19 protein-coding genes are annotated in these 23434 nt (G+C 70.9%); 12 read left to right on the top strand and 7 right to left on the bottom strand.

The window, feature by feature from the left end:
• Positions 1-25 precede the first annotated feature (25 nt).
• Together KALB_RS15915 and KALB_RS15910 are read left to right on the top strand one after the other, a co-directional pair.
• Complete coding sequence (locus tag KALB_RS15915) at positions 26-1663, top strand: AMP-dependent synthetase/ligase (protein ID WP_025356704.1); 1638 nt, start codon at positions 26-28, stop codon at positions 1661-1663.
• 10 nt (positions 1664-1673) lie between these two features.
• Positions 1674-2315: a TetR/AcrR family transcriptional regulator gene (locus KALB_RS15910; RefSeq protein ID WP_025356703.1), complete on the top strand. Its 642-nt coding sequence runs from the start codon at positions 1674-1676 to the stop codon at positions 2313-2315.
• A 133-nt stretch (positions 2316-2448) separates the two neighbouring features.
• Here KALB_RS15910 and KALB_RS15905 read toward each other — a convergent pair whose 3' ends face one another.
• From KALB_RS15905 to KALB_RS15895, 3 genes are read right to left on the bottom strand one after another with little or no spacing between them, the layout of a single operon-like run.
• On the bottom strand, positions 2449-2982 hold the full coding sequence (locus KALB_RS15905) for a DUF742 domain-containing protein (RefSeq protein ID WP_025356702.1): 534 nt from the start codon (positions 2980-2982) through the stop codon (positions 2449-2451).
• Positions 2983-2990: 8 nt separating this feature from the next.
• Positions 2991-3437, bottom strand: coding sequence for a roadblock/LC7 domain-containing protein (locus KALB_RS15900; protein ID WP_025356701.1), 447 nt, complete (start codon positions 3435-3437; stop codon positions 2991-2993).
• Positions 3434-5962 carry a sensor histidine kinase gene (locus KALB_RS15895; protein ID WP_025356700.1) on the bottom strand — a complete coding sequence of 843 codons (2529 nt, stop codon included), beginning with the start codon at positions 5960-5962 and terminating at the stop codon, positions 3434-3436. The genes KALB_RS15900 and KALB_RS15895 overlap by 4 nt, the downstream gene beginning before the upstream one ends.
• Before the next feature lie 282 nt (positions 5963-6244).
• On the opposite strand from KALB_RS15895, the gene KALB_RS15890 reads away from it, so the two are divergent.
• The 3 genes from KALB_RS15890 to KALB_RS15880 all read left to right on the top strand — a co-directional run bounded on the left by KALB_RS15890 (position 6245) and on the right by KALB_RS15880 (position 11450).
• A complete protein-coding gene (locus KALB_RS15890; protein ID WP_025356699.1) occupies positions 6245-6586 on the top strand; it encodes a DUF485 domain-containing protein in 342 nt (113 codons plus the stop codon).
• A complete protein-coding gene (locus KALB_RS15885) occupies positions 6583-8175 on the top strand; it encodes a solute symporter family protein (protein WP_025356698.1) in 1593 nt (530 codons plus the stop codon). Before KALB_RS15890 ends, KALB_RS15885 begins: the two co-directional genes overlap by 4 nt.
• Positions 8176-8339: 164 nt before the next feature.
• Positions 8340-11450 (top strand): amidohydrolase family protein, encoded by a 3111-nt coding sequence (locus KALB_RS15880; RefSeq protein ID WP_236650266.1) that lies wholly within the window; start codon positions 8340-8342, stop codon positions 11448-11450.
• 86 nt (positions 11451-11536) lie between these two features.
• On the opposite strand, the gene KALB_RS15875 is transcribed toward KALB_RS15880, so the two are convergent.
• From KALB_RS15875 to KALB_RS15860, 4 genes are read right to left on the bottom strand one after another with little or no spacing between them, the layout of a single operon-like run.
• On the bottom strand, positions 11537-12430 hold the full coding sequence (locus KALB_RS15875) for an AurF N-oxygenase family protein (RefSeq protein WP_025356696.1): 894 nt from the start codon (positions 12428-12430) through the stop codon (positions 11537-11539).
• Entirely contained in the window at positions 12427-13281 is an 855-nt protein-coding gene (locus KALB_RS15870) for a crotonase/enoyl-CoA hydratase family protein (RefSeq protein ID WP_025356695.1), read from the bottom strand. Before KALB_RS15870 ends, KALB_RS15875 begins: the two co-directional genes overlap by 4 nt.
• Positions 13278-14891, bottom strand: a complete 1614-nt coding sequence (locus tag KALB_RS15865) for an acyl-CoA dehydrogenase family protein (RefSeq protein ID WP_025356694.1) — start codon at positions 14889-14891, stop codon at positions 13278-13280. The genes KALB_RS15870 and KALB_RS15865 overlap by 4 nt, the downstream gene beginning before the upstream one ends.
• Positions 14875-15486, bottom strand: a complete 612-nt coding sequence (locus KALB_RS15860; protein WP_025356693.1) for a TetR/AcrR family transcriptional regulator — start codon at positions 15484-15486, stop codon at positions 14875-14877. Before KALB_RS15860 ends, KALB_RS15865 begins: the two co-directional genes overlap by 17 nt.
• Before the next feature lie 67 nt (positions 15487-15553).
• Here KALB_RS15860 and KALB_RS15855 point away from each other — a divergent pair, with 67 nt between their 5' ends.
• The 7 genes from KALB_RS15855 to KALB_RS15825 all read left to right on the top strand — a co-directional run bounded on the left by KALB_RS15855 (position 15554) and on the right by KALB_RS15825 (position 23422).
• Complete coding sequence (locus KALB_RS15855) at positions 15554-16861, top strand: glycoside hydrolase family 1 protein (protein WP_236650265.1); 1308 nt, start codon at positions 15554-15556, stop codon at positions 16859-16861.
• A gap of 40 nt (positions 16862-16901) precedes the next feature.
• On the top strand, positions 16902-17498 hold the full coding sequence (locus KALB_RS15850; RefSeq protein WP_025356691.1) for a TetR/AcrR family transcriptional regulator: 597 nt from the start codon (positions 16902-16904) through the stop codon (positions 17496-17498).
• 128 nt (positions 17499-17626) lie between these two features.
• A complete protein-coding gene (locus KALB_RS15845) occupies positions 17627-18160 on the top strand; it encodes a ribbon-helix-helix protein, CopG family (protein WP_025356690.1) in 534 nt (177 codons plus the stop codon).
• Between the two features lie 74 nt (positions 18161-18234).
• Positions 18235-19080, top strand: coding sequence for a DUF4097 family beta strand repeat-containing protein (locus KALB_RS15840; RefSeq protein ID WP_025356689.1), 846 nt, complete (start codon positions 18235-18237; stop codon positions 19078-19080).
• Positions 19081-19102: 22 nt separating this feature from the next.
• Positions 19103-20059, top strand: coding sequence for a daunorubicin resistance protein DrrA family ABC transporter ATP-binding protein (locus KALB_RS15835; RefSeq protein WP_025356688.1), 957 nt, complete (start codon positions 19103-19105; stop codon positions 20057-20059).
• On the top strand, positions 20056-20895 hold the full coding sequence (locus tag KALB_RS15830) for an ABC transporter permease (protein ID WP_025356687.1): 840 nt from the start codon (positions 20056-20058) through the stop codon (positions 20893-20895). Before KALB_RS15835 ends, KALB_RS15830 begins: the two co-directional genes overlap by 4 nt.
• Before the next feature lie 250 nt (positions 20896-21145).
• Positions 21146-23422, top strand: a complete 2277-nt coding sequence (locus KALB_RS15825) for a S9 family peptidase (RefSeq protein ID WP_025356686.1) — start codon at positions 21146-21148, stop codon at positions 23420-23422.
• Positions 23423-23434: the final 12 nt, after the last annotated feature.

The following is a 23434-nucleotide window of genomic DNA, read 5'->3' as shown; positions in this document are numbered from 1 at the left end:
GCTCGGCCGTGGTTACCGTCGAGCGGTGACCGCACAGACGCGCCTCCCCCAGCCACCGGCGACCGTGGGCGAACTGGTCGACCGCGCCGCGCAGGCCTACGGCTCGGCAACGGCGATCCGCGCCAAGCGCGGGGGCCAGTGGCAGGAGCTGTCCTACGTGGACCTCGCGGCCAGGGTGCACGAGGTGGCGGCGGGCCTGCGCGCGGCGGGGATCCGCCCCGGCGACCGGGTGGGGCTGCTGTCCGAGACGCGTCCTGAGTGGACGGTCGTGGACCTGGCGATCGCCCACTGCGGCGCGGTCTGCGTGCCGATCTACCCGACCAACTCCGCGGCGGAGTGCGAGTGGGTGCTGTCGGACTCCGGTGCCCGCGCGGTGGTCTACGAGGACGCGGCCCACCTCGCGAAGATCACCGAGGTGCGCGCGAACCTGCCCGAACTCGCGCTCGTGGTGTGCATCGAGGAACTGGACGGGCTTGCCGTGCCGGGTGCCCGGCGCGCGCCGGAACCAGTGCGGGTCAGCGAGCCCGCGACGATCGTCTACACCTCGGGCACCACCGGGCCGCCGAAGGGCTGCCTGCTCACCCACGCTAACTGGCGCGCGGCGCTGGACTCGATCAGCGGGGCCACCACGATGGGCCCCGGCGACGCGGTGTACCTCTACCTGCCGCTGGCGCACCTGTTCGCGCGCATGGTGCAGCTGACGACCTTCGAGTGCGGCGCGACCCTGTGCTACTTCGGCGGGGACGTGCGGCAGGTGGTCACCGAGCTGACCGAGATCAGGCCGACGCACCTGCCCTCGGTGCCCAGGCTGTTCGAGAAGGTCTACCGCATCGCCAGCGCCCAGTCCCTGCCGCCGGAGCAGCTGGCCGAGGCGGTGCGGGCGGCATTCGGCGGCAGGCTGCGGGAAGCGCTGACCGGGGCGGCGCCGATCGCCGTGGAGATCCTGGAGTTCTTCCGCGACTGCGGGATCCCGGTCTACGAGGCGTACGGCATGACCGAGTCCACCGCGCTGATCTCCGCCAACGTGCCGGGCGGGGTCAGGCTGGGCACGGTGGGCAGGCCGCTGCCCGGCATCGAGGTGCGCATCGCCGAGGACGGGGAGGTGCTCGCCAAGGGCGCCAACGTGTTCCCCGGTTATCACCACAACGAGTCGGCCACGGCCGAGGCGCTGGACGGGGGCTGGCTGCACACCGGGGACCTCGGCGCGCTGGACGAGGACGGGTTCCTGAGCATCACCGGGCGCAAGAAGGACATCATCATCACCTCCGGGGGCAAGAACCTGACCCCGGCCAACATCGAGAACGACCTGCGCCGCAGTCCGTGGATCTCGCACGCGGTACTGCACGGGGACCGCAGGCCCTTTGCGGTCGCACTGATCACGCTGGACAGCGAGGCCGTGCTGCCCTGGGCCAGGCAGCGGGGTCTGCCCGAGCAGATCCCCCTGTTGGCGCAGCACCCCGAAGTGCGCGAACTGATCGAGCAGGCCGTGCGACGGGCCAACGCCAACTACGCGCCACCCGAACGGATCAGGGGTTTTGCCGTGCTGTCAGCCGACTTCAGCGTGGCGGCCGGCGAACTCACGCCAACGGCGAAGATGCGACGTTCAGTGATCAATCGACGCTACGCCGAAGTGATCGACGCGCTCTACGCCCAGATGTGCTGAACTAGAACGCATGCCGTCAGTCCCGACCGCACTGCCCAGCCGCGACTACGCGGGCCAGTCCGCCGAACAGCGCCGTGCCGACCGCAGGGAACGCCTGATGCAGGCCGGTCTGGAGTTGTTCGGAACAGAGGGTTACCCGGCGACATCCATCGAGAAGTTGTGCGCACGGGCAAGTGTGTCCACACGCAACTTCTACCAGGAGTTCCCCGGCCGCGAGGACCTGCTGCTCGCGCTGCACTCGCGGATCACCGGCCAGGCGTTCGAGGCCGCGAGCTCCGCCCTGGCCGAACTGGACGACAGGTCGCTCGCCGAGCGCATCCGGGGCACGGTCCGCGCCTACATCTCCACCACCTCCAGCGACCCGCGCTGGGCCCGCATCGCCTACGTGGAGGTGGTCGGGGTCAGCCCGGCCGTGGAGCAGCACCGGATGGGCTGGCGCAGCAAGGCCAGCGAACTGGTCACCGCCGTGGCCGCGCGGGCCGTGGAGCGCGGCGAGGCCAGGCCCCGCGACTTCAGCCTGACCGCCGTGGCGTTCATCGGGGCCGTCAACGAACTGGTGCACGAGTGGTCCCTGGGCGGGCGCAAGGTGCCGATCGAGGACGTCTGCGCCGAACTGACCCGCGTCGGCGTCGCCCTGCTGACGGTCGACTAGCCCCGGGCAGCGCGTGTCGGCGCTTCCTGGACGGTGTGTCGGCGCTTCCAGGACGAAATCCCACAAACTGGGAAGCTGCGCCCCAAACGCAGACACACCGTACGGGAGACGCCGACACGCGGGGTTGTGCGCGTCACAGCTTGCGCAGCCCGCTGAGGATGCGCTCCATCAGGCCCATGTTCGGCGGGGCGTCGGCGTCCCCGGAGCCGGTGGCGTGCACCTGCACCAGGCCCAGCCCGGCCATGTCGCCGACCAGCACCTTGGCCACGCCGAGCGGGATCACCAGCAGGGCGGCGACCTCGGCCACGGAGCGGGTCTGCCGGCACAACTGGGCGATGGCCCGGTACTCGGCCTGCACGGGGTCGCCACCGGCCATGCCCAGCTCGCTGGTGCACACCAGGGTCTCGATCTGCAACGGGACCTCGGACCGGGTACGCCCACCGGTCCAGGCGTAGGCGCGCACGATGGCCGCCGACTCGTCGGTCTCCGCCTCGGCCTGCGGGACGGGGTCGGCGGGCTGGGTGATCTCGGCCGCCTGCTCCCGGTCGCGCCGCCTGGCCTCGGGCTCGCCCCGGCGACCTCGGCCGCTGCTCAGGGTGAAGCCGTTGAGCACGTCCGCGAACGTGCTCTCGGTGGGGTCTTCCCACTGGTGTCCGGAGTTGTTCATCGATCGCCTCAGACGGGTTGACTGTCCAGCGCCTGTTTGGCGACCTTCAGCTCAGCGCGCAGCTCGGGTGTCAGCATCGGCCCGACCTGGTCCACCAGGACTGTCATCTCGTAGGCGACCTGGCCCACGTCGCAGGACGGTGCCGCGAGCACGGCGAGGCAGGACCCGTCCTTGATGGTCATCAACAACAGGATGCCGCCCTCCATCTCCACGACCGTGCGGCGGACCTCGCCGCCGTCGAAGCAGCGCGAGGCGCCCGTGGTCAGGCTCACCGCGCCCGCGGCGATCGCCGCCACCTGCTCGGCGCGCTCACCTGGCAGCCTCGCCGAGGAGGTGAGCAACACCCCGTCGACCGAGACGACCACCGCGTGGGCCACTCCCGGTACGTGCTCGGCGAAGTTGTTCACCAACCACCCGAACTGGTTGACCTGCCGGGATTGGGGTGCGGTGGTCATCGCTTCTGCTGCCCCCGTTCGTTGTCGTCGTGCGTCACTGGCTGATCAGTGTGGCCCTGACGGATACCAGACTGGTAGCTGGCGAGGAATCCACGCGTACGGTTCGGGTCACGGCTGGCTGCGGCGTTCGGCCGCTGCCCGCCCCGACCGCCATCATCCCCGAAAACCCCGGACTTGGGCACGCGTTTGGGCAGGACAACGGGGGTGTGTCCGGTCGGGGGGCCCTCGTCCACCGAGGCGGTCGGCCACTGCGGGGTGTCGGACCGCGGGTCCTGCCAGACGGGTTCTGGCTCCGCCGGGTTCACCTGATCGGCTGACTGGACCGGCCCCTGCTCCGTCACCGGAACGTGGCCCTCTGTGCAGTCTTCCGGGGTATTGGCGTGCGCTGCGTCGGAGCGGAACCACGTGGACCGCGAGGCGGCGGCCTGCTCGGCGGTCGGCCAGCTCACCTCCTCGGCGGGCGGCTTGGCGGGCGCCTCGGGTGCGATGCGCGGGGCGGGCGGCTCCGGCTGGGCGACCGGTTCCGGGGCGTCCGGCACCACCGGGATCACCTCGGTGACCGCGAACTTGCGGTCACGGCTGCCGCGCACCACCAGCTCGGCGGGCACCGTCACCTCGGCCAGCAGCCCGACGGCGTCCTCGCGCGGGGTGAAGCGCACCTGGAAGCCGTGCCTGCTGGCCAGCCGGCCCACCACGAACAGGCCCATCTGCCGGGACACCGGCACGTCCACCGCAGACCCGGCGGTGACCCGGCTGTTGGCCTCGGCCAGCTCCGCCTCGCCCATGCCGATGCCGTGGTCGAGCACCCGCACCACCACGGAGTCCTCCGGGCCGGGCCCGCTGTCGACCACCACCTGCGTGTCCGGGCGGGAGAAGGCGGTGGCGTTGTCCAGCAGCTCCGCGATCAGCCGCACGAGGTCACCGGCGGCGTAGCCGACCACGGTGACCTCGGGGGCCGAGCGCACCACGGCCCGCTGGTAGTGCTCGATCTCGGAGACGGCGGCGCGCAGCACGTCGCCAAGCGGCAGCGGCTTGGTGAACCGGCGGGCCAGGTCCAGGCCGGAGAGCACCATCAGGTTCTCGTTGTTGCGCCGCATGCGCGTGGCCAGGTGGTCCAGCTTGAACAGGTTGGCCAGCTGCTCGGGGTTCTCCTCGTGCCGCTCCAGCTGCTCCATCAGCCGCAGCTGGCGCTCCACCAGGCCCTGGCTGCGCCGGGACAGGTTGACGAAGATGTTGCCCAGGTTGCTGCGCAGGCTTGCCTGTTCGGCCGCCGAGCGCACCGCCTGCCCGTGCACCTTGTCGAAGGCCCGGGCCACCTGGCCGAACTCCTCGCTGGTGTGCACGGGCACCGGCTCGATGCTCACCTGGTCGGCGCGGCCGTCGCGGATGGCGGCCACCGCCTCGGGCAGCGTGCGGTCGGCCACGTCCAGCGCGCTGCGCCGCAGGGTGCTCAGCGAGCGCAGCAGGTAGCGGCCCACGACCAGGCCCACCGCCCCGGCCACCAGCAGGGTGAGCACCAGCAGCACCGACTCGACCCCGGCCAGGTCGCTGGTGTCCTCCTGCAACTGCCGTGCGGTACCGGCGATCTCATCGCCCAGCCCGATGCGCACCCTGGTCATCAGGGTGGCGGTCGCCTCGGAGGTGCGGTTCCACTCGTCGGCGGCGATGTTCAGCGTGGGCACCGGCTTGGGCTTGCCGGTACCCGTGGCGGGCGCTTCGGCGGGCGCGCTCAGCGCGAACTGGAGCAGCTGCTTGCGGGTGCCCACGTCCACCCCGGCCACGACCTGCTGGTACTGCTGCTGCCACTGCGGGGCGGCGACCGCGTGGAAGTTGGCGATCCGGTCCTGGAAACGGGTTTCTGCGGCGGCCAGCATGCGCAGTTCGGAGTCGAGCAGGTGGCCGCGCCCGATGCCGACCAGCACCAGGGCCTGTTGCAGGCGCAACTGTTCCAGCGCGCCGCCCAGGTCCAGCAGGGCGGTGGCGGGACCGGCGAGCTCCTGGTCACCCAGTTGGAGCAGCAGCGACTGGTTCAGGTTCAGCGCGCTGGTGATCACCTCGGTGTAGCTGTTGACCGCGTCGGTGCCGTCGTCCCTGCCCTCCAGCACCGGGCGCCGGTACGAGGGCAGCAGGCCGAGCAGCTTCGTCAGGTCCTGCACGGCGGCCTGCGAGGCCGCGGACAGGCCCGGGGTGCGCTTGGCCTGGTCGAGCAGTTCCGCGCCGAGCCGGTCCACGGTCTCGCCCTGCCGCTGGTAGGCGGGGGTCGGCCGGGTGGGCTGCTGCACCGCCAGCGTGCGCTCCTGCTGCAACTGGGTGGTCAGCGGGCCGATCCGCTGCCCGAGCGCGATCACCTTCTGCACGGCCGTGTAGGCGTCCGCCTTGCGGATCTCGCCGCGCACCTGGACCAGACCGAGCGAGACGGCCACCAGCACCGGCACCACGAGCACCGCGGCCAGCTTGACCAGCACGGGCCAGTTGCGCCAGCGGACGGCACGGCGCCACCACGGTCCCGGGCTGGGCTGAACCACGGATCGTCCTTCCTGGGCGGAATTCGGCGGTCGGGCGGTCAGCGTTGGGCTGAGCGGCGCAACGGCACAGGGGTGGGTGGGGTGTACTCCAGTCGTCAAAGAGGTGTCAAGGCCGACACGGCAGAGCAGACTGGATCCCGACCCAACAACGCGTGCTGCTGCATTGCACTACACAATGCCAGCGGTGGGATCATCCGGCTACGAACCCGGCGTTGACCCGTTCGCCAGCACCGTTACTCTTGGCGCCGCACACCAGTCACGGGGGACCGTCGTGGAGGAACAGTGACTCGAACGACGCACGCCCCGCAACGCTCGGCCCCGCCGGACTTCGCGGCGATCCAGGACTCCCCGGAGTTCGCCGTGCTGCGGCGCAGACTGCGGCTGTTCGTGTTCCCGATGAGCCTGCTGTTCCTGTGCTGGTACCTCACCTTCGTGCTGCTGGCCGCCTACGCGCACGAGTTCATGGCCACCAAGGTGTTCGGGCTGGTCACCGTCGGCATGCTGCTCGGGCTCGCCCAGTTCGTCAGCACGGTGGCGATCACCCTGGGGTACAACAGGTACGCGCGGCGCAGGCTGGACCCCCAGGTGGAGCTGGTCCGCGAGCTGGCGGGTGAGCGGCCGTGACCCCAGGCGCCGCCGACCAGGTGGCCACCGGCAACCCGGCGATCAACATCGGGGTGTTCGTGCTGTTCGCGGCGATCACCCTGTACGTGGTGTACCGGGTCAGCAGCGGCAACAAGACCACCGACGACTACTACGCCGCGGGCAGCGCGTTCACCGGGGCGCAGAACGGAATCGCCCTGTCGGGTGACTTCCTGTCCGCCGCCTCGTTCCTGGGCATCGCGGGCGGCATCGCGGTGCACGGCTACGACGGGTTCGTGTACTCGGTGGGCTGGGTGGTCGCCTGGCTGGTCGGGCTGCTGCTGATCTCGGAGATGCTGCGCAACACCGGCCGGTTCACCATGGGCGACGTGGTGGCCTACCGGATGCGCCAGCGCCCGGTGCGCGCCGCCGCGGCCAACTCCACGCTGGTGATCTCGTTCTTCTACATGCTCGCGCAGATGGCGGGCGCGGGCGGCCTGGTCGCCCTGCTGCTCAACATCACCGACCGCGCCGGCCAGTCGATCGTGATCGCCGTTGTCGGCATCATCATGATCTTCTACGTGCTGGTCGGCGGCATGAAGGGCACCACCTGGGTGCAGATCATCAAGGCCGTGCTCCTGCTGCTGTGCGTGACCCTGATCAGCGTGTTCATGCTGGGCAAGTTCGGCTTCAACTTCTCCGCGATCCTGGAGCGGGCCACCGAGCACAACCGGCTCGGGGAGCGGATCCTCTCCCCCGGCGCGCAGTACGGCCGCAACGAACTGGACTTCGTGTCCCTGGCGCTGGCACTGGTGCTGGGCATCTGCAGCCTGCCACACGTGCTGATGCGGTTCTACACGGTGCCCAACGCCAAGCAGGCCCGTCGCTCGGTGGTGTGGGCGATCTGGACGATGGTCGTGTTCTACCTGTGCACGCTGGTCGTCGGCTACGGGGCCACCGCGCTGGTCGGCTCGGACGTCATCCTGCGCGCCCCCGGCGGGGAGAACTCCGCGGCCCCGCTGCTGGCCTTCCGCATCGGCGGGGCGGTGCTGCTCGGCGTGGTCTCGGCGGTCGCCTTCGCCACGATCCTGGCCGTGGTGGCCGGGCTGACCCTGGCGGCCTCGGCCTCCTTCGCGCACGACGTGTACGCCAACATCATCAAGCGGGGCAAGGCCGAACCGCGGCGTGAGGTGCGGGTCGCCCGCATCACCGCGGTCACCATCGGCCTGCTGGCCATCGTGGGCGGCATCCTGGCCAACGGGCAGAACGTGGCCTTCCTGGTGGCGCTCGCCCTGGCGCTCGCGGCATCGGCGAACCTGTCCACCATCCTGTACTCGCTGTTCTGGAAGCGGTTCAACACCGCGGGCACGCTGGCCAGCATCTACGGCGGGCTGGGCTCCTGCCTGCTGCTGATCGTGCTGTCCCCGGTCATGTCCGGGAACCGGAACGCGATCTTCCCGGACCTGGACTTCGCGGTGTTCCCGCTGAGCAACCCGGGCATCGTGTCGATCCCGTTCTCCTTCCTGTGCGGCTTCGTGGCCACGTTCCTGGGCAGGCGCGGAGAGGATCCCGGCAAGCAGGCGGAGATGGAGGTCCGCGCGCTCACCGGGATCGGCACGAACCTGCGCTGACGCAATTCCCGCACCGGCTTGACCAATCCTCGCCAGGGCGCGGTCGCTGGACGTCGCTCCGCCAATCGAACGGTGACGCGGCAAACACCCATCGGGTAGCTTGGCCATGATCGTCGGGCGTCACCGGCGGTCACGGAACGGCTCCGGGGGGCGACATGTCGGGTGTGAACAGGCGCGGGTTCCTGGCGGGCGTGGTGGGGGCGGTGGCCCTGACCGGCGTGGAACTGGGCCCGCTGGGGGCGACAGCCCAGGCACAGGAGTCCCGCTCAGGTGTGCCGGTGTCCCTGCGGCAGGGCACCAACATCGCGGGGCAGCTCTCCCCGGACGGCCACACCATCGCGATGGACCTGGTCGGCGTGCTGTGGCTGGTCCCGGCGGGCGGCGGCCCCGCGAAGCGGTTGACCGACGACCTGTTCGACATCGCGCAGCCCGACTGGTCCCCCGACTCCACCACGCTGGCGTTCCAGTCCTACCGTGACGGCAACTTCAACATCTGGACGATCCGGGCGGACGGCAGCCAGTTGCGCCAGCTCACGCACGGGCCGTTCGACCACCGCGAGCCCCGCTGGTCCCCCGACGGCACAAAAATCGCGTACTCCTCGGATTCCGGTGGCAGCTACGGCATCCACGTGCTGGACCTGGCAACCGGGGCGAGCACCCCGCTGACCGACACCGCGGCGGAGGAGTACGAGCCCGCCTGGTCCCCGGACGGCAGGCGGATCGCCTTCGTCACGGCCAACACCCGCATCGACGTGGTGACGGTGGCCGATGGCAGCCGCACCACGCTGGTCACCGGCGCGCCCACGGACGTGCTGCACGGCCCCACCTGGCTGCCGGACGGTTCGGACGTGGTCTACAGCAGGCTGACCGGCGGCGCGCCCACGGCCGCCGCGGGCACGGCCCAACTGGTGCTGGCGGGCAAGGCGCTGGTCACCGGCGAGGACGTGTACCCGTTCCGGGTCTCCTGGCAGGGCAGCGACTACCTCTACGCCGCCGACGGGGCGCTGCGCAGGCGCACGCTGGGCGGCTCGCAGCGGCAGGACATCCCGTTCACCGCGCCGATCGAGGTCAACCGGCCGGACTACGTCAAGCGCAGGCGGGACTTCGACTCCACCGGGCCCAAGCCGGTGGTCGGCATCGGCAGCCCCGTGCTGTCCCCGGACGGCGAGTCGGTGGCCTTCCGCGCGCTCAACGACATCTACACGATGCGCGTCGGGCAGCCCGCCCGGCCGCTGACCCGGGACCAGTGGTGGAAGTCCGACCCGGCCTGGTCCCCGGACGGCCGCTACCTGTCCTACTCCACCGACCGCGGCGGCAAGCTGGACATCTGGCTGCGCGAGCTGGCCACCGGCCAGGACCGGCAGCTCACCAACCTGCCCGAGGCCGCGGCCCTGTCCGGGTCCTGGTCGCGGGACGGCAGCCACCTGGCCTTCCTGGACCAGACCGGCGCCCTGTACACGGTGGAGGTCGCCAGCGGGGCCGTGCGCAAGGTGTTCGCGGCGACCTTCGAGCCCGGACGGCCCACCTGGTCCGCGGACGGCTCGGTCATCGCGCTGGCCGCGATCAAGCCGTACTCGGCGCGCTACCGCGAGGGCCTGAGCGAGATCCTGCTCGTCGACCGGGCGACCGGCAAGGGCACCTACGTGGCCCCGCTGCCCGACCGCGGCCTGCAGACCCGCGGCGACGACGGCCCGGTGTGGTCCCCGGACGGCAGGAAGATGGCGTTCGTGGTGGCCAGCACGCTGTGGGTGGTCGAGGTGCACCCGGACGGCACCTTCGCGGGCGAGCCAAGGCAGGTCACCACCGAGGTCACCGACGCGCCGAGCTGGCACGGGGACTCGCGGCACCTGCTGTACCTGAACAACGGGCGGCTGCGGCTGGTCCCCGTGGACGGCGGCCGGGCGCGGACCATCCCCACCGGGTTGAGCTGGACCAACCTGCGCAACCGCGGTCGGCTGGTGATCCGGGCGGGCCGCATGTGGGACGGCACGAGCCAGACGCTGCGGTCCACTGTGGACATCGTGGTGGAGGGCCACCGGGTGCGCTCGGTGGAGCCGAGCCACGACGGGCACGACGGCGAACTGGTGGACGCGCGCGAGGGCGTGGTGATGCCCGGCCTGGTGGACATGCACAACCACCGCGAGATGCAGGGCTACGCCTACGGGGCGCGCCAGGGCAGGCTGTGGCTCGCACTGGGTTTCACGACCACGCGGTCACCGGGCAGCCCGGCGTACCACATGGTGGAGGAGCGCGAGTCCATCCAGTCCGGGGCGCGGGTGGGGCCGCGCTACTTCGCGACCGGTGAGGCGATCGACGGCTCGCGGGTGTTCTACAACTTCATGCGGCCCACCTTCGACGACGAGCAGTTGCGGCTGGAGCTGGAACGGGCCGAGGCCCTGGACTACGACCTGATGAAGTGCTACGTGCGGCTCAAGCCGGAGTGGCAGCGCCAGGTCGTGCGGTGGGCGCACCGGCGTGGTGTGCTGACCACCTCGCACTACCACCACCCGGCCTTCGCCTTCGGCGGGGACGGCATGGAGCACATCGGGGCCACCAGCCGGTTCGGCTACTCCCGAACGGTGAGCGCGCTGGGCGTGGGCTACCAGGACGTCATCGACATCTTCAACGCCTCGGGAGCCGCGCGCACGCCCACGCTGTTCGTGTCCTCCGCACTGTTCCGCGAGGACACCAGCCTGGTCACCGACCACCGGGTGAGGACCCTCTACCCGCAGTGGGAGTACGCCAGCCTGCTGACGGCCGTCAAGACCGCGCAGAGCACCGACCAGAGCGCCAGCCTGGCCAACCTGCGCCACCAGGTGGGGCAGGTGGCCGCGATGATCCGCAGCGGCGGCACCGTGGTCACCGGCACCGACTCACCGATCGACCACACCGCCGTGAGCACGCACATGAACCTGCGCGCCATGGTGCTCAACGGCCTTACCCCGCACGAGGCGCTGACCACCGCCACGCGCAACGCCGGTCAGGTGCTGGGCGAGCCGCTGGGCCGGATCGAGCCGGGCATGTACGCCGACCTGCTCGTGCTCGGCGGGGACCCGCTGGCCGACATCAGGCAGGCGGCCAACGTGCGCAAGGTGGTGAGCAACGGCCGACTGTTCACTGTGGACGATCTGGTCAAGCCGTTCGAGTCCACCGGCGCGACCGTGGCGGCCAACCCGGTGCTGGCCGCCGTGCCCGAGCACCCGGCCAACCGGGACTTCTGGTGGCACGACCCGCACTATGTGGCGCACAGCAGGAACTCCTGCTGCCAGGGCTGATACGCGCGCCGGAGAAGGCGGGCCGAAGTCGAGGACCCCGCGCACACGAACCGCGCGGGGTCCTCGACTTCGGTGCCCGGTAAGGCTCAGCGCTCCAGCAGCCCGGCGGCCAGCCACAGCCGACGGCCCGGACCGTCGATCAGGTCCAGCTCCTCGAACAGGGCCACGGCCTTGCGCACCCACTGGATCTTGGTGGCCTGCCAGTGCGGGTTGTCCTTGGCCACCTGCCAGGCCACCCTCGGGTCCAGGCCGACCGTGGCGTAGGTCTTGGGGTGGATGAACTCCTGGGTCGCGGTGTAGGCCATCGCGGCCAGCCACAGCTTGAGGTTGGCCCGCTGGAACCGGCTCAGGCCAGCGCAGGCGCGGACCAGCTCGTCCTTGGCGTAGCTGATGTGCCGCGCCTCCTCGGTGACGTGGATGCGGGACACCATGCGGCTCAACGGTTGCAGCGTGTCGTCGCGCATGATCTCGCGCTGCATGCCGTCGGCCAACTCCTCCACGAACAGCGCGCCCGCGAAGATCAGCGTGGGTCCGGCCAGCGCGCCGAACACCCGGCCCGCACGGCGGGAGACGCGGCTCGGGCCGATGGGCTTGCCGTACATCTTGGCGATGGCCTTGCCGAACATGGTGGAGTGGCGGCACTCGTCGGCGATCTCGGTCAGCGCGTACTGGGCGTGCTCGCTGGTGGGGTCGCTGTTGTAGACGTGCCGGACCAGGCCCTGCATGAGGATCAGCTCGAACCAGATGCCCGAGGAGACCGAGGACACGACCTCCTGCTGGCTGAGCCGGATGCGCTCGGGCTCGGTGAGCTCCTCCCACATGCGCGTGCCGTAGAGCGAGCAGCGCTGCGGGGGCTTGGCGTAGCGGTCGGCCGGGATCGGGGCGGACCAGTCGATGTCCACCTCGGGGTCGTAGGAGTTGCGGGCCGAGGACCGCTGAAGCCGTTGGGCCACTCGTTCCCGGTCGGGTGCGGTGGTCATCGTGGTGCTCCGTTCGAGTGCGTGGTACGTGAGCCGTAGTCGGCGAACGGGTCGTCCCTGCGCCGCACAGCCTGGCGGAACCCGACGCTGGCCGCGGTGGCCACGAAGTCGCGTCCCTCCTGGGTGTGCCTGGCCACGCCGTCCAGCAGCGTGCCCAAGGTCCTTGTCGAGGACAGCCCCATGTTCTCGGCTGTCTGGTTGCACAACAGCTTGAGCATCTCCAGCTGGTTGCCTGGCAGCAGCGCCATCCGGCGGGCCAGCGCGGTGGCGTGGTCCAGCAACCGGTCGTCGGGGACGCACTCCAGGATCAGCCCGATCTCGGCGGCCTTGCGCGCCGGGATCTCGTCCCCGGTGAGCAGGTACCGCTTGGCCTGCTCGAAACCCAGGCGGTACACCCACATCGCGGTGGTCGGCGTGCCCCAGACCCGTGCGGGCGGGTAGCCGAAGGTCGCGCTCTCCCCCGCCACCACGATGTCAGCGCACAGCACCATGTCGGTGCCGCCCGCGATGCACCAGCCGTGCACGGCGGCGATCGTGGGTTTGGCCGCGTACCAGAGCTTCATGTAGACGTCCACGAAGCTGGACATCACCCGGTAGTCCGCGGCCGAATCCCAGACCCGCTCGGAGCTGTCCTCGGCCGCCTGCGACCGCGTGGACCAGTCCAGGCCGTAGCCCGCGCAGAACGCCGGTCCGTCGGCGCGCAGCAGGATCACCCGCACCTCGGGGTCGGCGTCGGCCTCCTCGATGGCCCGGCCCAGGGCGTCGCGCAGCTCGGGCGTGATCGTGTTGTACCGCTCCGGCCTGGCCAGCACGATGGAGCGCACGCCCGCCTCGGTCTCGGTGCGGATCATCGCGGTACCCCGGCGCGGGCGATGATCGCCGCGGTGTCCACGCCGGTGGGCAGCGTGCCGAAGGCCACGCCCCAGTCCTCCCCCAGCCGGGAGGCGCAGAACGCGTCGGCCACGGCGGGGTGGCCGTGGCGGACCAGCACGGCTCCCTGCAGCACCATGGCCATGCGCTCCACCAGCCGCCGCGCCCGGTACTCGATACCGTCCAGATCGGACAGTTCCTTGCGCACCAACGAGACCGCGCGGTCCAGCCGGGGATCGGCCCCGGCCGCCTCCTCGATCTCGGCGAAGAAGGCCGCCACCGAGCCGGGCTGGCGGGCCATCGCGCGCAGGGTGTCCAGCGCGGCCACGTTGCCCGAGCCCTCCCAGATCGAGGGCAGTGGGGCCTCCCGGTACAGCAGCGGCATGCCCGACTCCTCGACGTACCCGTTGCCGCCCAGGCACTCCAGCGCCTCGGCGGCGTGCGCGGGAGCCCGCTTGCACACCCAGTACTTGGTGACCGCCAGCGCGAGCCTGCGGAACTCGTGCTCGCCCCGGTCCGAGGCCCCGGCAAGGCGCATCGCCACGGCGGTCGCGGCCTCGGACTCCACGGCCAGGTCGGCCAGCACGTTGGTCATCAGCGGCTGGTCGATCAGCTTGGCGCCGAAGGCGGACCGGTGCTGGGCGTGGTGCACCGCCTGGCGCAGCCCGGCCTGCATGCCCGCGGCACTGCCCAGCACGCAGTCCAGCCGGGTGTTGTTGACCATCTCGATGATGGTCGGCACCCCGCGGCCCTCCTCGCCGACCAGCCAGCCCACCGCCCCGTCGTACTCCAGCTCGGCCGAGGCGTTGGACCTGTTGCCCAGCTTGTCCTTGAGCCGCTGGATGTGCAGCCGGTTGCGGGTGCCGTCGGGCAGCACCCTGGGCAGCAGGAAGCAGGACAGCCCGCCGGGGGCCTGCGCCAGCGTGAGGAACACGTCGGACATCGGCGCGGAGGTGAACCACTTGTGGCCGGTGATCGAGTAGGTGCCGTCCCCGGCGGGCGCGGCGCGCGTGGTGTTGGCGCGCACGTCGGAGCCGCCCTGCTTCTCGGTCATCGACATGCCCGCGATCAGGCCGCGCTTGGTGCTGGGCTCGCGCAGCCCGAAGTCGTACTCCGGCGAGGTGAGCAGCGGTTCGTAGCGCGCCGCCAGCTCCGCGTTGTGCCGCAGGGCGGGCACCGCCGCGTAGGTCATGGAGATCGGGCAGATGTGCCCGGCCTCCACCTGCCCCCACACGATCATCTTCGCGGCGCGGGCCACGTGCGCGCCCGGCCGGTCCTGCCGCCAGGGCGCGGCGTGCACCCCGTTGCGCACGGCCACGGTCATCAGCTCGTGCCAGTACGGATGGAACTCGACCTCGTCCACGCGGTGCCCGTACCGGTCGTGCGTGCGCAGCACCGGCGGGTGGGAGTTGACCACCCGCCCCCACTCCTGGGCCTGCTCGGTGCCGCCGAGCAGGCCCAGCTCGTGCAGTTCGGGCTCGGCCCACCCGGCACCCTGCTCGTGCAGGCCCTCCAACAGGACCGGGTGCTCGGCGAGGTCGTGACCGGCCAGCGGCGGGACCTGGTTGGTGACCTCATGCGTCGGTGGCATGGCGTTCTCCCAGTGCGCGCAACGTGAACTTGACCAGTGAGGGGATCGTGTCCGGGTGCGCCGCCCCCTCCGACAGCGGGCCGACGAGCACCTCGGCCACCGCGCCGACCAGTGCGGCGGCGGTGACCTGCGGGTCCTGCGGGGGCAGCTGGCCAGCCTCGACGGCCTCGGCCACGCGGACCGCGAAGGCGTCGCGGAACACCCGCCGGAACACCAGTCGCTCGGCCTCCACCAGCGCGTCCACCGGTTCGGCCAGCAGGGCGTAGGCCAGGCGCGGGGCCTTCATCGCCCGCCCGGCGAAGGTCTCCACCACGGCGACGGTCCGCTGCACGAGATCACCCGGCTGACCGGCGGCCTCCTCAACGGCGTCCACCTCGCGGCTGACCACCCGCCGGAAGAGCTCGGCCACCAGTTCGGCCTTGCCGGGGAAGTGCCGGTACACGCTGCCGGTGGCCACTCCCGCCCGCGCGGCGACCGCGGCCACCGAGCAGCCCGCGTAGCCCTGTTCGGCCAGCAGTTGCACGGCGGCCTCGAGCAGCGCCTCGCGCTGGGCGTCCAGGCGGGCCTGGACTTTCGGGGTGCGTCGGTAGGGCACACAAGAAGTGAACCAGTGATTCATGGCTTCAGCAAGACCCGGCCGTAGGCCGTTCGGCCGATGCGGCATGCTGGTGATCATCCGACTGGGAGGACCGTCCTTCATGCGCTCGGCGCTGATCGCCTGCCTTGCCACCTGCCTGACCGCCGTGCACGCCCAGGCCGCCCCGACCGGCCCGGCCCCGGTGCCCGCCGACTTCCTCTGGGGCGTGTCGACCTCCGGGTTCCAGTCCGAGGGTTCGGCCCCGGACAGCAACTGGCGCCGCTACGCCGCCCAGCAGGGCAACGAGCCGTACCAGAACGCGATCGACTTCCGGCACCGCTACGCCGAGGACATCCAGCGCGCGGCGGCCCTGGGCGTCAAGGTGTTCCGGTTCAGCGTGGAGTGGGCCAGGGTCCAGCCCGCGCCGGACCGCTGGGACGAGACCGAACTGGCCTACTACGACGACGTGCTGCGCAAGATCAAGGCGGCGGGTATGCGGCCGATGATCACCCTGGACCACTGGGTCTACCCCGGCTGGATCGCCGACCGGCACGGCTGGTCCGACCCGGGCACGGTCACCGCCTGGCTCGCCAACGCGCGCAAGGTGATCCAGCGCTACCGGGGCCAGGGCGCACTGTGGATCACCATCAACGAGCCGACGGTGTACCTCGCACAGGAGGTGGAGCACACCAAGGCGGACAAGTCGGTGGCCGCCGACCACCTCGTTCAGGCCCACCGCGGCGCCTACGACCTGGTGCACGAACTGGACCCGGGCGCGCTGGTGTCCAGCAACGTCGCGTTCATCGTCGGCGTCAACGAGATGGTGGACAAGGACTTCCTGGACCGGGTCGCCGACAAGCTGGACTACGTCGGGCTGGACTACTACTACGGGCTGAGTGTGGACAACACCAGCATCCTCGGCGCCGACCTCGTGCACGCGCCGTGGAAGGTCGACCCGCAGCCCGACGGCATCTACTACGCGCTGCGCCAGTACGCGCGGCGCTTCCCGAAGCTGCCGCTGTACGTGGTGGAGAACGGCATGGCGGGCCCGGACGGCTCCGCGCGGCCCGACGGCTACACCCGGGCCCAGCACCTGCGCGACCACGTGTACTGGGTGCAGCGGGCGATCGCCGACGGCATGCACGTGATCGGCTACAACTACTGGAGCCTGACCGACAACTACGAGTGGGGCAGCTACAAGCCGCGGTTCGGTCTGTACACAGTGGACAGCGGGGCGGACGGGACACTGAGCCGCAGGCCCACCGACGCCGTCACGGCGTACCGGGAGATCACCGCACGGCACGGGGTGCCCGCCGGGTACCGGCCCGCGCACCGGGATTCGACCTGTTCGCTGGTGGACGGCCTGACCAGTTGCCTGCGGCCGCACGGCTGAGCGCACCGGGCCCCCGCGAGGGCGGCGCTAGGATCGGCCGGTGCCGAGACTGACCCGCGCCGAGAGCCAGGCCCGCACGCGCGAACTGCTGCTGGAGACCGCGCGGCGCCTCTTCCTGGACGAGGGCTACAGCGCCACCTCGATCGCCAAGGTGGCCGACACCGCGGGGTTCTCCAGCGGGGCGGTCTACTCCAACTTCGAGAGCAAGGCCGAACTCGCGCTGGCCGTGTTGGAGCAGATCCAGGACGAGGTGGTCGGCCAGGTCACCACGATCATGGCGGGGACCGACGGCTTCGAGGACACGCTGGTGGCCATCGAGGTCTGGGGCGACGAGGTGATGGCCAGCGGTTGGCCGCGACTGGAACTGGAGTTCGCACTGGAGGCACGGCGCGACCCCGCGCTGGTGCGCGCGCTGGCCGACCGCGAGCGCTCCGTGGCCGACCTGATCGCCACCGCGCTGCACCGCCACCTCGTCACGCTGGGCCTGGCCGAGGTACTGCCCGCCAAGGCCCTGGCCCGTGCCGCGATCAGCCTGGCGATCGGCCTGGCCATCCAGCACCTGGTCGACCCGAGCGTCACCGCCCAGGGCCTCACCGAGCCGCTGCGCCGCCTGCTGGGGGTCACGGCAGCACGGTGACCGAGCGCACGGGGAAACCACGCCTGAACTGCGCTTTTTCAGCCAAACACGCCAGGTGGTGCCACACAACACCCGCTGGTGAGCCAACATGACTTGCCCATGTGCCATCGATGTGCCAAAGTGGTGCCATGGACTTGACCTCGTATGTGAACAACCTCGGACGTGAGTTCGCCACGCTTGCCGAAGCCGGTGGTGACGAGGCGCGTGCGTTGGTCGAGCGCCTGACCGGGTCGCTCGAGTCGGCGATCCGGATGACGCTGCTGGACGCGCTGTCGGCCGCCGCCGACGAGATCACCCGGGACCTGGCCCCGGGTTCGGTGGAGCTGCGCCTGCGCGGACGCGATCCGAAGTTCGTCGTGACCTCGCACCCCGACGAGCCGTTCGAGCTCGCGGCCAGGGACACCGCGACGACGGTCGACGGCGCGTCGGACGGCGGCCTGCTGTTCGCCGAGGACGGCCCCGCCGCGCGGATCAACGTGCGCCTGCCCGAGCAGCTCAAGGCCGCGATCGAGGAGGTCGCCGCCAAGGAGGGGCGCTCGGTCAACGCCTGGCTGGTCCGGGCGGCGGCCACCGCCTTGCAGCGGTCCGATCGCGAGCAGCGCCCCGAGCCACGCAGCGGCGGCAAACGAACCAAGCAGCACCTGACCGGCTGGGTGCGTTAACCGCACCGCTTTCCACACACACCACGTCCCCGACCTGCGGGGATTGCTCACCTACCCATGTTGAGGGGACAGCCATGCCACATTACGAGACGCCCGAACCGATTTCCGTCACGCTCGAACTCGGTGTCGGCGATGTGCGGATCACCGCGAGCGACCGGACCGACACCGTCGTCGAGGTCCGCCCGAGCGACGCGGCCGACGAGTCCGACGTGCAGGCCGCACAGCGGGTCCGCGTCGACTACACCAACGGCGTGCTCCAGGTCACCGGTCCGAAGGCGCGCGTTTTCGACTTCTCCCGCAAGACCAGGTCGGTCGACGTGGCCATCGAACTGCCCAGCGGTTCCCAGGTGTCCGCGGAGATGCAGGTGGGCGACTTCCACTGTGCGGGCCGGCTCGGGGAGTGCAGGTTCAAGACCTCCACCGGGAACGTCCGGGTCGAACGAACCGGCCCGCTGCGCCTGGACACCTCGACCGGTCACGTCACCGCCGAGGGCATCGCGGGCAACGCCGAGATCTACACCGGCTCCGGCAAGGTCCAGATCGGCGAGGTCGATGGCGCCGCGGTGGTGAAGAACTCCAACGGCGACACCACGATCGAGGCGGTCACCGGCGACGTGCGGGTGCGCGCGGCCAACGGCGACATCTCCGTGGACCGGGCCGGCGCTGGTGTCGAGGCGAAGACGTCCAACGGCAGCATCCGCATCGGCGAGGTGGTCCGCGGTTCGGTCACGCTCGGGACCGCGATGGGTGACCTGGAGGTCGGCATCGCCGAAGGTACCGCCGCGTGGCTACAGGTGAACACCGGATTCGGGCACGTGCACAACCTCCTGGAGGCCGCCAGCAGCCCCGGGGAGCCCGACGAGACCGTCGAGGTGCGCGGGCGCACCTCCTACGGCGACATCACGATCCGCCGTTCCTGAAGACCTTCCGGAGGGGAAAACCATGACCACCAGGCAATCGTCGGCGATCGCGGTGACCGGGCTACGCAAGTCCTTCGGTGACCAGGTCGTGCTCGACGGTCTCGATCTCACCGTGCGACGGGGAACGGTCTTCTCGCTGCTCGGCGCGAACGGCGCCGGGAAGACCACCACGGTCAAGATTCTGTCCACTTTGCTCAGTGCGGACGCCGGTGAGGTCCAGGTCGCCGGGCACGACCTCGCCCGCGAACCCGACGCGGTGCGCGCCGCGATCGGTGTCACCGGCCAGTTCTCGGCGGTGGACAACCTGCTCACCGGCGAGGAGAACCTGCTGCTGATGGCGGATCTGCACCACCTCGCCCGGGGCGAGGGCCGGCGCCGCGCAGCCCAGCTGCTCGAACAGTTCGACCTGGTCGAGGCGAGCAGGAAGCCGGCATCGACCTACTCCGGGGGCATGCGGCGGCGGCTCGACCTGGCGATGACCCTGGTCGGCAGCCCGCAGGTGATCTTCCTCGACGAGCCGACCACCGGACTGGACCCGCGCAGCCGCCGGAACATGTGGCAGATCATCCGGGACCTGGTGGCCGGCGGCGTCACCATCTTCCTGACCACGCAGTACCTGGAGGAAGCCGACGAGCTGGCCGACCGGATCGCGGTCCTCGACCACGGCCGGGTGGTCGCCGAGGGAACCGCGGAGGAACTGAAGCGCCGCATCCCCGGCGGGCACGTTCGGCTGCGGTTCGCCGCCCCGCAGGGCCTCGACGCGGCCATGGGCCTGCTGGGGCAGGCCTCGCGCGACAACGACGCGCTCGCGCTGCGGGTGCCCAGCGACGGCAGTCTGCGCTCGCTGAAGACCCTGATCGACCGGCTCGACGACCGGGCCATCGAGGTCGACGAACTGTCCGTGCACACCCCCGATCTCGACGACGTCTTCCTCGCCCTCACCGGCGACTCCACCAACGAGAAGGTGACCACTCGATGAGCACCCACACCCTCACCGGCCCGGCTCCGGCGGGCCTGCGTTTCCATCCGCTGCGCGACTCGGCGACGATGCTGCGCCGCAACCTCAAGCGCATGCTGCGGTACCCGTCGATGACCGTGATGCTCGTCGGGATGCCCGTCGTCTTCCTGCTGCTGTTCGTCTACGTGTTCGGCGGCACGTTGGGCGCCGGGCTCGGCGGGCCGGTGCACAGCGGGACGGTCGGCGGGCGCGCCGAGTACGCCAACTACGTGGCGCCCGCGATCATCCTGATGACCGTGACGTCCACGGTCCAGGGGACCGCGATCTCGATCGCCATGGACATGACCGAGGGCATCATCGCCCGGTTCCGCACCATGCACATCGCCCGCGTCTCGGTGCTGACCGGACACGTCCTTGGCAGCGTGATCCAGGCGGTGTTCAGCCTGGTGATCGTGATCGGCGTGGCCTTGCTGGTCGGTTTCCGGCCCGCCGCCGGGCTGGGCGGGTGGCTGGCCGCGGCCGGTTTCCTGGTGCTGGTGACCTTCGCGCTCGTGTGGCTCGCCGTCGCGCTCGGCCAGGTGAGCAAGAGCGTCGAGACCGCGAGCAACCTGCCCATGCCGCTGGTTCTGCTGCCCTTCCTCGGCAGCGGGTTCGTCCCCACCGACTCCATGCCGGCCGGGCTGCGCTGGTTCGCCGAGTACCAGCCGTTCACGCCGATCATCGAAACCCTGCGCGGCCTGCTGATGGACAAGCCGATCGGGAACAACGGGTGGATCGCGCTCGTCTGGTGCGCCGTCATCGCGCTGGGCGGCTACCTCTGGTCGAAGCGACTGTTCAACCGCGTGGGCTCTCGATAACGGCCCAAAACCCAACGAGACAAGCAAATCCCGCTAGCAGCCAACGACTTCCCCGAGTAGTCCGACCACACCGTCCCGGTCCGCGCCTGATCTCTGACCGCCTGGTCGGCCCCCGCCTCACCCCGCTCGCGAGTCAGCCCTCGCTTGAGCTTGTATCGCGCGGCCCCGCGCGCCCCTGATCACCTGCGCCGTGATGGCGAACCCGTGGCATCGCCATGCCCAAAACCGTTACTGAGAAAGGACAAAACGAATGAGCACCACTCAGGACTACCAGGCCGCGGAGCAGCTCCTCCGCCGACCCGCCCGCCCTGGTGAGCTCGTCATCGGCGACAAGATCAAGCCGCAGTGGCTCGACGGAGGAGCCCGCTTCTGGTACGGGGTGAGCAATGGGACCGGTAAGCGGTTCGTGCTGGTCGACCCGGCGGCGGGCACCCGCGAGCCGGCCTTCGACCACGCCCGGCTCGCCGCCGCGCTGGCCGCGGCCTCCGGGCAGCAGGTCGCCCCTGAGGCGTTACCGTTCCGGGCCATCGAGCTGGCCGGGAACGCCGTGGAGTTCTTCGCGTTCGACGAGTACTGGCGCTGCCACCTGGACAGCTACGCCTGCGAGCGGGCCAAGTTCACGCCGCCGGGCAACCCGCTGGACGTGCCGTCACCGGACAGGAGGTTCGCGGTGTCCCAGCGGGGGCACGACCTGTGGGCGCGCTCGCTGTCCGAGGGCCGCGAGTGGGCGCTGACCACCGACGGCGCGCCCGACTACCAGTACGGCTCCAGCCCGGAGTGCCTCGGCAACGGCACTCTGCTGCGCAAGTTCGGCCTGCCGCACCTGCCGCCCGCGGTGGCCTGGTCGCCCGACTCGACGAAGGTGCTGACGCATCGGACCGACGAGCGCGGTGTCCGGCAGACCCACCTGACGGAGGCCAGGCCCGCCGACGGCGGCGCCCCGCAGCCGCACACCCAGCGCTACCCCTACGCCGGGGACGAGACCATGCCGCTGGCCGAGCTCGTCGTGCTGGACCTCGCCGCGGGCACGGTGGTCCGCGCGCAGGTCGAGCCGCTGCCCATGCCGATGGTGTCGCCGATCATGCTCAAGTGGGCGTGGTGGGCGGCAGACGGCTCGGCGGTGTACTACCTCAGCCAGCCCCGCGACCGACGCACGCTCACCCTGCACCGGCTGGACCCGGCCACCGGCGAGGTCACCACCGTGCTCAGCGAGACCGGGGCCACCCGCGTGGAGCCCAACCAGTGGACGTACCAGCCGCCGATCGTGCGGGTGCTGGCCGACGAGGTGCTGTGGTACTCGCAGCGGGACGGCTGGGGCCACCTGTACCGCTACGACCTGCGCACCGGCGCGCTGCTCGGGCAGGTCACCTCCGGGCAGTGGGCGGTACGGCAGATCCTGTACGTCGACGAGACCGAGCAGGTGGTGTACTTCACCGCCTCCGGGCTGGTTGACGAGGATCCGTACCGGCGCACGGTGTGCCGGGTCGGTCTGGACGGCTCCGGCTTCGCCAGGGTCACCGACGACGAGCTGGACCACATCGTCACAATGCCGGACAGCATGGAGTACTTCATCGACTCCGCGTCCACAGTGGACACCCCACCGGTGTCCCGCGTCCGTGCCTGGACCGGTCGGGTGCTGGTCGAGCTGGAGCGCGCCGACATCAGCAAGCTCACCGCCACCGGCTGGACGCCGCCGGAACGGTTCCGCGTCAAGGCGGCCGACGGTGTGACGGACATCTACGGGGTGCTGTACCGGCCGCGCGGGTTCGACCCCGCCCTGCGCTACCCGGTGGTGGACACCATCTACCCCGGCCCGCAGGTCACCAGGGTCGACCCGTGCTTCGACCCCGGCGGGATGGGCTTCGACGCGGAACCCCTCGCGGCGCTGGGTTTTGTGGTGGTCGCGGTGGACGGGCGGGGCACCCCGGGGCGCGGCAAGGCCTTCCACGACGCCTCCTACGGCCACCTGGCCGACGCGGGCGGCCTGGACGACCACGTCGCGGCGCTGCGGCAGCTGGCCCAGACCCGGCCGTGGATGGACCTGGACCGGGTGGGTGCGTTCGGCCACTCCGGCGGCGGGTTCGCCACCGTCCGGGCGATGCTGGACTTCCCCGAGGTGTACCGGGCTGGCGTCGCCCTGTCCGGCTACCACGACGCCCGCTACTTCAGCCTGGACTTCGTGGAGGCCTACGACGGCGCGGACAACCCAGGGGCCTGGGCCCGCTCGTCCAATGTGGACATCGCGGACCGGTTGGCGGGCAAGCTGTTGCTCATCCACGGCGAGATGGACGACCGGGTCCACCCGGACCACACGCTGCGGCTGGCCGACCGGCTCATCGCCGCCGACAAGGACTTCGAGCTGCTCATCGTGCCTGGGGCCGAGCACGTGTTCATCGACTGCCTGGCCTACGTCCGCAAGCGCTGCTGGGACTTCCTGGTGCGCGAGCTGATGGGCACGCAGCCGCCGGCCTACCGCCCCGCTCCCATCCCCATCGACCCCGAGTTGCTCGGCGAACTCTTCGCCTGAACGCGACCACGC

Source organism: Kutzneria viridogrisea DSM 43870, from assembly GCF_000525635.1.
Lineage (GTDB): Bacteria > Actinomycetota > Actinomycetes > Mycobacteriales > Pseudonocardiaceae > Kutzneria > Kutzneria viridogrisea.
The sequence above is the reverse complement of the archived record's forward strand: the minus strand, read 5'-3'. Positions and strand labels throughout refer to the sequence as shown.

Excerpts from the sequence above, each read along its gene's own strand:
- KALB_RS15865 (WP_025356694.1), bottom strand. The coding sequence starts at position 14,891 with ATGCCACCGACGCATGAGGTCACCAACCAGGTCCCGCCGCTGGCCGGT.
- KALB_RS15835 (WP_025356688.1), top strand. The coding sequence starts at position 19,103 with ATGACCACCAGGCAATCGTCGGCGATCGCGGTGACCGGGCTACGCAAG.
- KALB_RS15855 (WP_236650265.1), top strand. The coding sequence starts at position 15,554 with ATGCTGGTGATCATCCGACTGGGAGGACCGTCCTTCATGCGCTCGGCG.
- KALB_RS15900 (WP_025356701.1), bottom strand. The coding sequence starts at position 3,437 with ATGACCACCGCACCCCAATCCCGGCAGGTCAACCAGTTCGGGTGGTTG.
- KALB_RS15825 (WP_025356686.1), top strand. The coding sequence starts at position 21,146 with ATGAGCACCACTCAGGACTACCAGGCCGCGGAGCAGCTCCTCCGCCGA.
- KALB_RS15830 (WP_025356687.1), top strand. The coding sequence starts at position 20,056 with ATGAGCACCCACACCCTCACCGGCCCGGCTCCGGCGGGCCTGCGTTTC.
- KALB_RS15905 (WP_025356702.1), bottom strand. The coding sequence starts at position 2,982 with ATGAACAACTCCGGACACCAGTGGGAAGACCCCACCGAGAGCACGTTC.
- KALB_RS15840 (WP_025356689.1), top strand. The coding sequence starts at position 18,235 with ATGCCACATTACGAGACGCCCGAACCGATTTCCGTCACGCTCGAACTC.
- KALB_RS15875 (WP_025356696.1), bottom strand. The coding sequence starts at position 12,430 with ATGACCACCGCACCCGACCGGGAACGAGTGGCCCAACGGCTTCAGCGG.
- KALB_RS15845 (WP_025356690.1), top strand. The coding sequence starts at position 17,627 with ATGGACTTGACCTCGTATGTGAACAACCTCGGACGTGAGTTCGCCACG.
- KALB_RS15910 (WP_025356703.1), top strand. The coding sequence starts at position 1,674 with ATGCCGTCAGTCCCGACCGCACTGCCCAGCCGCGACTACGCGGGCCAG.
- KALB_RS15870 (WP_025356695.1), bottom strand. The coding sequence starts at position 13,281 with ATGATCCGCACCGAGACCGAGGCGGGCGTGCGCTCCATCGTGCTGGCC.